General features: G+C 64.4%; 9 protein-coding genes and 1 pseudogene. 1 reads left to right on the forward strand and 9 read right to left on the reverse strand.

Translation table 11 applies throughout. The features are described 5' to 3' along the window. Positions 1–562 (reverse strand): annotated as a pseudogene (locus EOD07_RS08790) (sugar ABC transporter permease); the annotation flags it as partial. 219 nt (positions 563–781) lie between these two features. After that, a complete protein-coding gene (gene xylF, locus EOD07_RS08795; protein ID WP_127235140.1) occupies positions 782–1822 on the reverse strand; it encodes a D-xylose ABC transporter substrate-binding protein in 1041 nt (346 codons plus the stop codon). A 267-nt stretch (positions 1823–2089) separates the two neighbouring features. Between xylF and EOD07_RS08800 the strand changes: the two genes are divergently transcribed. Further along, complete coding sequence (locus tag EOD07_RS08800; protein WP_127235141.1) at positions 2090–3325, forward strand: ROK family protein; 1236 nt, start codon at positions 2090–2092, stop codon at positions 3323–3325. 324 nt (positions 3326–3649) lie between these two features. Here EOD07_RS08800 and phoB read toward each other — a convergent pair whose 3' ends face one another. The 7 genes from phoB to EOD07_RS08835 all read right to left on the reverse strand — a co-directional run. Then, positions 3650–4339 carry a phosphate regulon transcriptional regulator PhoB gene (gene phoB / locus EOD07_RS08805; protein WP_010911896.1) on the reverse strand — a complete coding sequence of 230 codons (690 nt, stop codon included), beginning with the start codon at positions 4337–4339 and terminating at the stop codon, positions 3650–3652. Between the two features lie 17 nt (positions 4340–4356). Beyond that, positions 4357–5064 carry a phosphate signaling complex protein PhoU gene (gene phoU, locus EOD07_RS08810; RefSeq protein WP_127235142.1) on the reverse strand — a complete coding sequence of 236 codons (708 nt, stop codon included), beginning with the start codon at positions 5062–5064 and terminating at the stop codon, positions 4357–4359. Positions 5065–5084: 20 nt separating this feature from the next. Beyond that, entirely contained in the window at positions 5085–5888 is an 804-nt protein-coding gene (gene pstB, locus EOD07_RS08815) for a phosphate ABC transporter ATP-binding protein PstB (protein ID WP_040985078.1), read from the reverse strand. Beyond that, complete coding sequence (gene pstA, locus EOD07_RS08820; RefSeq protein ID WP_040985080.1) at positions 5885–6736, reverse strand: phosphate ABC transporter permease PstA; 852 nt, start codon at positions 6734–6736, stop codon at positions 5885–5887. The genes pstB and pstA overlap by 4 nt, the downstream gene beginning before the upstream one ends. Positions 6737–6739: 3 nt before the next feature. After that, positions 6740–7726, reverse strand: a complete 987-nt coding sequence (gene pstC / locus EOD07_RS08825) for a phosphate ABC transporter permease subunit PstC (protein ID WP_041011232.1) — start codon at positions 7724–7726, stop codon at positions 6740–6742. A gap of 66 nt (positions 7727–7792) precedes the next feature. Then, positions 7793–8851: a phosphate ABC transporter substrate-binding protein PstS gene (gene pstS, locus EOD07_RS08830; protein ID WP_127235143.1), complete on the reverse strand. Its 1059-nt coding sequence runs from the start codon at positions 8849–8851 to the stop codon at positions 7793–7795. A gap of 493 nt (positions 8852–9344) precedes the next feature. Further along, a partial coding sequence (locus tag EOD07_RS08835; RefSeq protein ID WP_127235144.1) for a response regulator occupies positions 9345–11137 on the reverse strand: 1793 nt, incomplete at its 5' end.

Genomic DNA, 11137 nt, shown 5'->3' on the forward strand with positions numbered 1-11137 from the left:
GCCCGCTGGTGACCCACCAGGCGGCGCCCCGCCATACCAGCAATCCGCCCAGCGTGACGATGAAGGCCGGCACTTCGAGATAGGCGATGATGAAACCCTGGAAGGCGCCGATGATGAGGCCGAGCGCCAGGCCGATCAGCAATGCCAGGATCCAGATCCACGGGTTGCCGAGCTCGAGCCCGACGAAGCGAACCAGGAAATGCACCTGGGCGAAGCCCATGACCATGCCGATCACCCCTTCGGCCGATCCGACGGACAGGTCGATGTTGCGCATGACGATGACCAGCACCATGCCGGAGGCCATGATCGCCACGGCCGAGGTCTGCACCGACAGGTTCCAGAGGTTGCGCGGCGTGAGGAAGGTGCGGCTGTCGAAGTCGAGCGGGTTGACGCCAAGCCGCAGGCTGGAGATCACATGCAGCCCGACCCAGATCAGCAGCAGCGCGCCGATCATGCCGAGCATGCGGGTGTCGAGCTCGGTCGCCTTCAGGAACCGGGCAACGGCGCCGAGTTCGGATGCCCGCGCAGTGTCTGCCGGTGTGGTAGACGTCGTGTCGGTCATGATGTCCTCCCGCCGGCTTGCCGTCTGACGCGGATGCCGAAATCGAGCCTAAGAACTATCCGCGCGGGGCGGAAACACAAATCTTTTTGAGAAAACGCCGCGGCTTCAAAGCAATTCCAGGAAAAGTGCGTAGCGGTTTTCCGTCCGGGCAAGGAACAGGAGCGGTTCATTGAACCGCTCCTGCCGCGGCGCAGGGATTTTGATCGAGAGCCGGCAGACTTAGTTGCAGACCTTGACGCTGCCGGCGGGCACGCCCGCGCAGACTTCGTCCTTCTTGATCCAGCCGGCGTCGATGACGACGTTGAGATTGTCCTTGGTGATCGCGATCGGGGTCAGGAACAGCGACTTGACGGCGTTGCCGCCGGGCGTCGTGAAGTCCTTGGCGCCGGCGATATCGCCCATCTTCTTGCCGCCGGCGAGTTGCGAGGCGATCTCGGCGGCGTTCTTGCCAAGCTCGCGCGCGTCCTTCCACACCGACACGGTCTGCGTGCCGAGCGCGATGCGGTTGAGCGCCGCGTGGTCGCCGTCCTGGCCGGAGACCGGAACGGTGCCGGCCAAGCCTTGCGCCGTCAGCGCCGCGACGACGCCGCCGGCGGTGCCGTCATTGGCAGCGACGACCGCGTCGACCTTGTTGTCGTTGGCGGTCAGGAACTGCTCCATGTTCTTCTGCGCGTTGGCGGGCAGCCAGCCGTCGGTATAGGCCTCGCCGACATTCTTGATCTTGCCGCTGTCGATCGCGTCCTTCAGGACTTCCATGGAGCCCGAGAACAGGAAGTCGGCGTTCGGATCGGCGCCAGAGCCCTTGATGAAGACGTAGTTGCCCTCGGGCTTCACCTTGAACACCTCGCGGGCCTGCATGCGCCCGACTTCCTTGTTGTCGAAGGTCAGGTAGAACACGTCCTTGTTCTCGATCAGGCGGTCGTAGCCGACAACCGGGATGCCTTCGTCGAGCGCCTTCTGCACCGCCGGACCGATCGCCGAAGCGTCCTGCGCAAGGATGATCAGCGCGTTGGCGCCCTGCGAGATCAGGCTTTCGACGTCGGTAAGCTGCTTGCCCGGATTGGACTGCGCGTCGGCCGAAATATACTTGTCGCCGGCAGCCTCGATGGCGGCCTTCATCGCCGCTTCGTCGGTCTTCCAGCGCTCTTCCTGGAAATTCGACCACGAGACGCCGATCACCTTGTCCTTCGCCTCGGCGACCGACGCCAGCGTCAGCGACATGGCAACGCCCGCCAGGATGGCGGCTGCGAATTTCTTCATGATATCCTCCCTGCGCCCTGTATGGCGCGACCCAGACTGGCCCGAAGGCCGGCACAGAGGCTTTTTTTCGAGCCTCGAAAAAACACTGATCCAACGCTGTGCCGCTGTCAACTCGGATTCTGATGGTTTTTGAGGTGTCGCGAACTTTTTTTCGAGCTCCGCAATAAATAATGACAGCGTCGGCTGCTTCTGCCAGTATCCCTAGCATGTCACCGGCGGCCCATGGCATCATCAAGCCGTGATGACCAGGAGGAAATACTTCAGCCAATGTCGGTCGGAATCCGCCACGACGATCTGCGCCGGCGCAACCGCGCCATGGTGATTTCGGCCGTGCGCCGCGCCGGTCAGCCATCGCGGACGGAGATCGCAGCCACCACCGGGCTCAGCCACTCGACCATTTCGGCGATTTCCGCCGATCTGATCCAGGAAGGCATTCTCACCGAAAGCAAGGCCAGCGAGCCGACGGCGTTGAAACGCGGCCGGCCGCAGATCGGCCTGGCGCTCAACCCCGAAGCCGCCGCGGTGCTGACTGTGGTGTTGTCGCTGAATTTCCTGTCGGTCGCCGTCATCGACTATGCCGGCCAGGTGATTGCCGAGGAGCAGCAGCGCCTGGACACCCTTGTCATGCCGCGTGAAGAACTGATCGGCGAATGCATGGCGATCGTCCGGCGTCGGCTGCAGGATCCCGACCTCGACGTCGGCAGCGTCGCCCGCATCGCCATGGGTATCCAGGGCATAACCGATTCCCACGCGCGCGCCATGCTGTGGTCGCCGATCACGCCGCTGACCGACATTCCTTTTGCCGACATCCTCGAGAGGGAATTCGGCATTCCAGCCACCATGGAGAACGACTGCAACATGATGGCGGTGGCGCTGCAGTGGCGTGACCCCAACCGCTATCGCGACAATTTCATCGCCATCCTGTTGTCGCACGGCATCGGCATGGGCCTGGTGCTGAAGGGCCAGTTGTTCACCGGCACACATTCCTCCGGCGGTGAGTTCGGGCACATGATCCACCGTCCGGGCGGCGCGCTTTGCCGCTGCGGCCGGCGCGGCTGCGTGGAGGCCTATGCCGGCAACTACGCCATCTGGCGCAGCGCCATGGGCGTAAGCGAGGATGCCGCGCCGACGGACGTCGGCGACGCCGACATGCGAGCGCTGGCGGCAAAGGCGCGCGAGAAGGACGGCCCCGAGCGCGAGGCCTATCGCCGGGCCGGCGAGGCGCTGGGCTTCGGCCTCGGCAGCCTGTTCGCACTCATCGATCCGGCGCCCGTCGCCATGGTCGGCGTCAGCGCGGCCGCCTTCGACCTGATCGAGCCGGCGCTGAGGAAGGCGATTGCCCAGACCGCCGGCGGCCAGCACTCGGAATCGATCTCCTTCGACACCGAGCCGAACGAGCTGCCGCTGATCCGCGAAGGCTGCGCCATGCGCGCGCTGACCTTCGTCGATCAGGAGATTTTCGCGCCGGGAGTTCAGGCAAGAGCGGGCAAGCACGTTGCGTAGGCAGCTTTGAAGTGACAGTTCCGGGTGTCTCGCCAGTCACCGGAGATCAGCGAAGGCCCCGAAGCTTCGTCATTCCAGGGCGGAGCAGGAGCGAAGCTCCGTCGCGAAGACCCTGGGATCCATTCCGTTACCTCGGACGTAGGGCGCAGCGGAGCAGAATTCTGCACCGTGGTGGCGCCTCAAAGCCACGGAATGGATCCTCGGGTCTGCGCTGCGTCGCTGCGCTCCTTGCTCCGCCCGTGGATGACGAAGCACGAGCGTCTCGGCTACCCACAAGCGTGGGTGCGAGAAGTGCCTGCCCGTCAGGACACCTGCCCCCTGGGACTAGTCTTCCCGGATCGCGTAGCCCGCGCCGCGGATGGTGCGGATGACATCCGGCATGCGGCCGTTGTTGACGGCCTTGCGCAGGCGGCCGACATGGACGTCCACGGTGCGCTCGTCGATATAGATCGTCTCGCCCCAGACATTGTCGAGCAGCTGGCTGCGCGAGAACACGCGGCCGGGGTGGCGCATCATGAATTCGAGCAGCCGGAACTCGGTCGGGCCGAGCCTGATCTCGCTCTTCTTGCGGTAGACGCGATGCGATTCGCGGTCGAGCACGATGTCACCGACCTTGAGCACGCTGGACAGCACCTCCGGCTTGGCGCGGCGCAGCAGCGCCTTGACGCGGGCCATGAACTCCGGCGTCGAGAACGGCTTGACCAGATAGTCGTCGGCGCCGGTCGAAAGGCCGCGCACGCGGTCGCTTTCCTCGCCGCGCGCCGTCAGCATGATGATCGGCAGCCGCTCGGTCTCGGGCCGCATCCTGAGACGCCGGCAAAGCTCGATGCCGGACACCGCCGGCACCATCCAGTCGAGCACGAGCAGGTCGGGAACGTTTTCCTGAAGGCGGATTTCGGCCTCGTCGCCGCGGGTCACCACTTCGACCTGGTAACCCTCGGATTCGAGATTGTAGCGGAGCAGCACCCCCAGCGGCTCCTCGTCCTCCACCACCATGATGCGTGGCGCGATCATCGGGGTAACCTTTTCCGTCAGGCCGCCGGCGCCGACATTGCCGTCTCGTCCTGCTTCGGACGGTTGGCGGGCAATTGCGTGCCGGTCAACACATAGTAGGCGTTCTCGGCGATGTTGGTCACATGGTCGCCGATGCGCTCGAGGTTCTTGGCGCAGAACAGAAGATGCGTGCAAGCGGTGATGTTGCGCGGATCTTCCATCATATAGGTCAACAGCTCGCGGAAGACGGATGTGTATTTGACGTCGATGCGTTCGTCGTCGTTGCGAAGCTTGGCCAGCGCCGTGGCGTCGCCCACCGTATATTCCTGGATCACGCCCTGGACCTGGATCAACACCATCTGCGCCATGGAATCGATCGAATGCGTGAGGTCGCGCGGCGCGGCGCTGACGCCGACCGAGCCGACGCGCTTGGCGATGTTCTTGGCGAGATCGCCGATGCGCTCGAGGTCGCCCGCCATGCGGATCGCTCCGACCACGCTGCGCAGGTCGTCGGCCATCGGCTGGCGCTTGGCGATCAGCGTGATGGCGCGGTCGTCGAGCTCGCGCTGCCTTGCGTCCATGATGGCGTCGTCGGAGACGACGCGCTGCGCCAGCGCATTGTCGGTCTCGAGCAGCGCCCTGGTCGAGGCGCCGACCATCGAGGCGGCAAGGTCACCCATGTCGTTGATGAGCCGGCTGATCTGCCTCAGATCCTCGTCGAAGGAGGCGACGGTATGTTCGGCCATGATGATGTCCTCGTATGTCTTCAGCCGAAGCGGCCGGTGATGTAGTCCTGGGTGCGCTTCTCGCGGGGCGAGGTGAAGATCTTCTCGGTCCGGTCGAACTCCACCAGCTCGCCCAGGTACATGAACGCCGTCTGCCGCGAGACGCGCGCCGCCTGCTGCATGTTGTGGGTGACGATGACGATCGTATAGTCGGCCTGCAATTCGTCGATCAGCTCCTCGATCTTGGCCGTCGACAGCGGATCGAGCGCCGAGGCCGGCTCGTCGAGCAGGATGACCTCGGGCTTGACCGCCACGGTGCGGGCGATGCACAGGCGCTGCTGCTGGCCGCCCGAAAGGCTGAGCCCGCTGGCGTTGAGCTTGTCCTTGACTTCGCTCCACAGCGCGGCGCGCTTCAGCGCCTGCTCGACGCGGCTGTCCATCTCGGCCTTGCTGATCTTCTCGTAGAGCCTGACGCCGAAGGCGATGTTTTCATAGATCGACATAGGGAACGGCGTCGGCTTCTGGAACACCATGCCGATCTTGGTCCTGAGCAGGTTGAGGTCCTGCGAGCGGTCGAGGATGTTCTTGCCGTCGAGCAGCACCTGGCCCTCAGCGCTCTGCTTCGGATAGAGCTCGTAGATGCGGTTGAGCACGCGCAGCAGCGTCGACTTTCCGCAGCCCGACGGGCCGATGAAGGCCGTCACGCTGCGCTCGGGCAGGGACAGGTTGATGTCCTTCAGCGCCTTCGACTGGCCATAGTAGAAGTTGAGGTTCTTGACCTCGATCTTGGCCTTCTCGACGGTCGTCTCGGCTACGTTCAGGTCGGTGGACAACATCGGTTTCATCTGTCCTCTCTGCGTCCGGTCAGGCTGCGGGCGAAGATGCTCAGCCCGAGAACCGTCAGGGTGATTATGAGTGCGCCCGTCCAGGCCAGCTGCTGCCACTCCTCGTAAGGGCTGAGAGCAAACTGGAAGATGGTCACCGGCAGGCTGGCCATCGGGGCATTGAGATTGCTCGACCAAAACTGGTTGTTGAGCGCGGTGAAGAGAAGCGGCGCCGTCTCGCCGGAGATGCGCGCGATTGCCAAAAGGATGCCCGTGACGATGCCGGAGAGCGCCGCGCGGTAGGCGACGGAGCGGATCACCACCCAGCGCGGCGCGCCGATTGCCGTACCCGCTTCGCGCAGCGCGTTGGGCACGAGGTTCAGCATGTCCTCGGTGGTGCGCACCACGACGGGGATCACCAGGATCGACAGCGCGACGGCGCCGGCAATCGCGGAGAAGTGTCCCATCGGCCGCACCATCAGCTCGTAGACGAACAGGCCGATGATGATCGAAGGCGCCGACAACAGGATGTCGTTGATGAAGCGCACCACGGTGGTGAGCCTCGAGAAGCGTCCGTACTCGGCCATGTAGGTGCCGGCCAGCACGCCGATCGGCGTGCCGACGATAATGCCGATGACGGTCATCACGATGCTGCCGTAGATGGCGTTGAGCAGGCCGCCGGCATCGCCGGGCGGCGGCGTCATTTCAGTGAACACGGCCAGGTTCACCCCGGAGAGCCCCTTGTAGAGCAGGGCGCCGAGGATCAGCGCCAGCCATGCCAGGCCGATGCCGGCCGCGATGACGCACAGCGCCATCATCACGGCATTCTTGCGCTTGCGGCTTTGGTGAAGCGATTGGGCAGTCGACATCGGTCAGGCTCCCGTGCGGCTATCGATGCGCAACAGCATGTAGCGTGCGAGCGCGAGGATGACGAAGGTGATGATGAACAGGATCAGGCCGAGCGACACCAGCGAGGATGTATAGAGATCGCCATCGGCTTCGGTGAATTCGTTGGCGATGGTCGCCGAGATCGTCGTGCCCGGCGCGAACAGCGAGGCGCTGATGCGGTGCGCGTTGCCGATGACGAAGGTGACGGCCATCGTCTCCCCAAGCGCGCGGCCGAGGCCGAGCATGACGCCGCCCATGATGCCGACGCGGGTGTAGGGGATGACGACGCGCCGGGTCACTTCCCAGGTCGTGCAGCCGATGCCGTAGGCCGATTCCTTCAGCACCGCCGGCACCGTGTCGAACACGTCCTTGGTGATCGAGGTGATGAAGGGCAGCACCATGATGGCGAGGATCAGCGACGAGGTCAGCAGGCCGATGCCGTAGGGCGGACCGGCAAACAGGCTGGAGAGCCCCGGTATGCCGTGGAAAAGACCGATGATGAAGGGCTGCACCGTCGTCTGCAGGAACGGCGCGAAGACGAACAGGCCCCAGATGCCGTAGATGATCGAGGGAATGCCGGCGAGCAGCTCGACCGCGATGCCGATCGGGCGGCGGAGCGGGCGCGGGCAAAGCTCGGTCAGGAAGACGGCGATGCCGATGCCGATCGGCACGGCGATGAGGATGGCGATGGCCGAGGTGACGATGGTGCCGTAGATGGGCGCGAGCGCGCCGAAATTCTCGGTGACCGGGTTCCAGGATTCGGTGGTCAGGAAGGAGAAGCCGAATTTCGACAGCGCCTGCCACGAGCCGGCGACCAGCGAGATCGCGACGCCGCCGAGGAGAACCAGCACGAGGATGGCGGAAAGACGCGTGGCCGTCCGGAAGACCATGTCGGTGACGGCGAAGCGGCGCACCGTCGCTTCCCTGGTCCGCATAGCGGATGATGTCGCAGCTTCGGAAACGGCTGTCATTGAGCCCCTCGCATTTCGAAAGAGACAGGAGGGCGCCGGAGGCGCCCTTCCCTTGTTCCGCGGGAATTACATGCCGGAATAGAGCGGCTTGCCGCTCGCGTCGACGATGTCCTTGCCCCACATTTCCTCGACGCTCTTCACGACGGCGTCGGGCATCGGGACGTAGTCCAGGCCGGCGGCCAGCTCGTCGCCCTTGGCGTACGACCAGGCGAAGAATTTGAGCGCTTCGGTCGTGGCCGCGGCATCGTCGGGCTTCTTGTAGACGAGGATCCAGGTGGCCGACGTCATCGGCCAGGATTCGGCGCCCGGCTGGTTGGCCAGGATGACGCCGTAGCCCGGCTGCGAGCTCCAGTCGGCATTGGCCGCGGCGGCCGAGAAGGCAGCGGCGGTCGGCTCGACCTTCTTGCCGTCCTTGTTCACCATGTCGGCATAGGTGAGCTTGTTCTGCTTGGCATAGGCATATTCGACATAGCCGATCGCGCCACCGGTCTGCGAGACGTTGTTGGCGACGCCTTCATTGCCCTTGGCGCCGATGCCAACCGGCCATTCGAGCGCGGTGTTGACACCGACCTTCGACTTCCAGTCGGCGCTGACGTCGGCCAGGTAGTAGCTGAAGTTGAACGTGGTGCCCGAGCCGTCCGAACGGTGGACGACGGCGATCGCCTGGTCGGGCAGCTTGACGTCGGGGTTGAGCTTCTTGATCGCTTCGTCGTTCCAGTTGGTGATCTTGCCGGCGAAGATGTCGGCCAGCGTCGGACCGTCGAGCACCAGTTCGCCCGGCTTGACGCCTTCGAGGTTGACGACCGGAACGATGCCGCCCATCACCATCGGGAACTGCGCGAGCCCGGTGGAGTCGAGATCCTCGCCCTTCAGCGGCGCGTCGGAAGCGCCGAAGGTCACGGTCTTGGCCTTGATCTGCTTGATGCCGCCGCCGGAGCCGATCGACTGATAGTTGAGACCGATGCCGGTCTCCTTCTTGTAGGCGTCGGCCCACTTCGCATAGATCGGATAGGGGAAGGTGGCGCCGGCGCCGGAGATGTCGGCAGCCATCGCGGCGGCCATGCTAAGGGTTGATGCCGCAGCCATTGCAATCGCAACGGCCGCCGAGCGGATGAAATGTCTCATGTGGCCTGCTCCTGTTCGGAAGATGGTCTTTCGGCACCCGTTCTATCGGCGCCCGGTGAGCGCAATAGCCCTCGATTATTACAGTCGCATGACAGTTTCGTGTCAGCCCGGTAACGCCTGAAAAGGGGCTGCCTGGAGAGGCCCGCGCCGGCCCCGAAGGACCGGCCGGAGTTTGCCGCGGAAATCAGCAACTTGTCTGGCTTTTGAAGCAAAATTTATCCCGGCGGCCATGACCATGGCCGCCGGGAAATAAAATCCGGACGAGAGCGCGTTGCCTGAATGCCAGAGCGGATCATGGCGTGGCCATCGCCGAAAACAGGTCCGTTGGGGTAGAGTCGACGCTGTTCCTTGTTGGCGGTCGCTGCTCCCGCCCGTAACCGAAGAGCGGAATCAACAGCCACATTGTCCGAGCTTGGTTTTTGCTTTGGTATGGTGCGATCGCACCATACGCATGCGTCAGTCTCTTGCCGCAGTCCTGCCCGCCAAATTCGTTTTAACCGGCGTTGCGCCGGGTCTCGACGTCCGAGCCCAGCCAGCGATCGAGCTTTTCGAGCAGCGCCCGCGGACTGATCGGCTTCGGCAGGTAATCGTCCATGCCGGCTTCCAGACAGCGTTCGCGGTCGCCCTTCAGCGCATGCGCGGTCACGCCGACGATCGGCACATGCGTGCCCATATCCTCCTCGAGCCGGCGGATGGCGCCGGTCGCCTCCAGCCCGTTCATTTCCGGCATCGACACATCCATCAGGATCATGCGCGGATTGAGCTTGCCGAAAGCCTCGAGCGCCTTGCGGCCGTTGCCGACGATCTCGAAGCGGTAGCCGGTCTCGCCGAGGATCTGGGTGAACACCAGCTGGTTCACCTCATTGTCCTCGGCGACGAGGATGTCGAGCCCGCGCTCCGCGTCGGTTGGGCGTGGACGCGCCCGCACCGGCGGCGGCTGCAGCATGGCGCGCTCCGACGCCGCTGCCTGTGCCGGCGCGGCTTGCGGGGGGCTGCTGCCGACGGCGGGTTGCGTCGCGGCGCTGCTATGACGATGGCGCTGGATGGTCGCGACCAGCGTTTCCAGGAGGATGGAGGAACGCGCCGGCTTGATAAGCTGCGCATCGATGCCGAGGTCGCGATAGGTCGTGTTGGCAAGCGACTGGTCGACAGAGGTCAGCATGATGATGGGCGTATGCGCCAGGCCCGCCGTGTTGCGCACGATGCGGGCCATCTCGGCGCCGGTCATGCCGGGCATCTGGTAGTCGAGCACGACGCAGTCGACCGGCACGCCATAGGCGGCGGCGGCAATCAGCACCTTCAACCCCTCGGCGCCGCTTTCGGCCGCACAGGAATCGAACGTCCACGACGCCATCTGCTCGCTCAGGATCGAGCGGTTGACGGCGTTGTCGTCGACGATGAGAACGCGCGCGCCGGTGACGTCGACCGGCATGATGCGCTGTCCGCCCTGCTCGGCCCTGGGCAGCGTGACCGTGAACCAGAAGGTCGAGCCCTTGCCCTCGGCGCTGTCGACGCCGATCTCGCCGCCCATCATCTCGACCAGCCGCGAAGTGATGGCAAGGCCAAGTCCGGTGCCTTCGTGCCGCCTGGTCGAGGACGTGTCGACCTGGCTGAATTTTTCGAACACCAGCTTCAGCTTCTCTTCCGGAATGCCGATGCCGGTATCGGTGACCGATATGGTGAGCCTTGTTCCCGCCGGAACCCGCTCGCCCGTGACATCGACCAGGACATGGCCTTCGTCGGTGAATTTCACGGCGTTGCCGAGCAGGTTGGTGACGATCTGCCTGACGCGGCCGACATCGCCGACGAACTGGCCGTCGAGTCCCGGCTGGATGCGGACGATGAGCTCGAGGTCCTTCTCCTTGGCGCGCGTCGACACCAGCGTCGCCACATCCTCGATCGCCTCGGCGAGGTTGAAGGGCGCCGGGTCGAGCACCAGCTGGCCGGCGTCGATCTTGGAGAAGTCGAGGATGTCGTTGATGATGGTGAGCAGCGCGTTGCCGGATTTGACGATGATGTCGGTGAATGTCTTCTGCTTCGGATCGAGGTCCGACTTTGCCAAAAGCTCTGCCATTCCAAGGACCCCGTTCATCGGCGTGCGTATCTCGTGGCTCATATTGGCGAGGAATTCGGACTTGGCCCGGTCGGCGAGCACGGCGCGCCGCTGTGCTTCGCTGAGCTCGGCCTCGCGCTGCTTGAGCTCGGTGATGTCGGTGGTGGAGCCGATGAGGTAGAGCGAGCCGTCCGAGGCGATCATCGCGCCCTTGCGCGCGAACTGGTGCCTGA

The organism is Mesorhizobium sp. M2C.T.Ca.TU.002.02.1.1, from assembly GCF_003997225.1.

Excerpts from the sequence above, each read along its gene's own strand:
- pstB (WP_040985078.1), bottom strand. The coding sequence starts at position 5,888 with ATGAAACCGATGTTGTCCACCGACCTGAACGTAGCCGAGACGACCGTC.
- pstA (WP_040985080.1), bottom strand. The coding sequence starts at position 6,736 with ATGTCGACTGCCCAATCGCTTCACCAAAGCCGCAAGCGCAAGAATGCC.
- phoB (WP_010911896.1), bottom strand. The coding sequence starts at position 4,339 with ATGATCGCGCCACGCATCATGGTGGTGGAGGACGAGGAGCCGCTGGGG.
- pstS (WP_127235143.1), bottom strand. The coding sequence starts at position 8,851 with ATGAGACATTTCATCCGCTCGGCGGCCGTTGCGATTGCAATGGCTGCG.
- phoU (WP_127235142.1), bottom strand. The coding sequence starts at position 5,064 with ATGGCCGAACATACCGTCGCCTCCTTCGACGAGGATCTGAGGCAGATC.
- EOD07_RS08800 (WP_127235141.1), top strand. The coding sequence starts at position 2,090 with ATGTCGGTCGGAATCCGCCACGACGATCTGCGCCGGCGCAACCGCGCC.
- pstC (WP_041011232.1), bottom strand. The coding sequence starts at position 7,726 with ATGACAGCCGTTTCCGAAGCTGCGACATCATCCGCTATGCGGACCAGG.
- xylF (WP_127235140.1), bottom strand. The coding sequence starts at position 1,822 with ATGAAGAAATTCGCAGCCGCCATCCTGGCGGGCGTTGCCATGTCGCTG.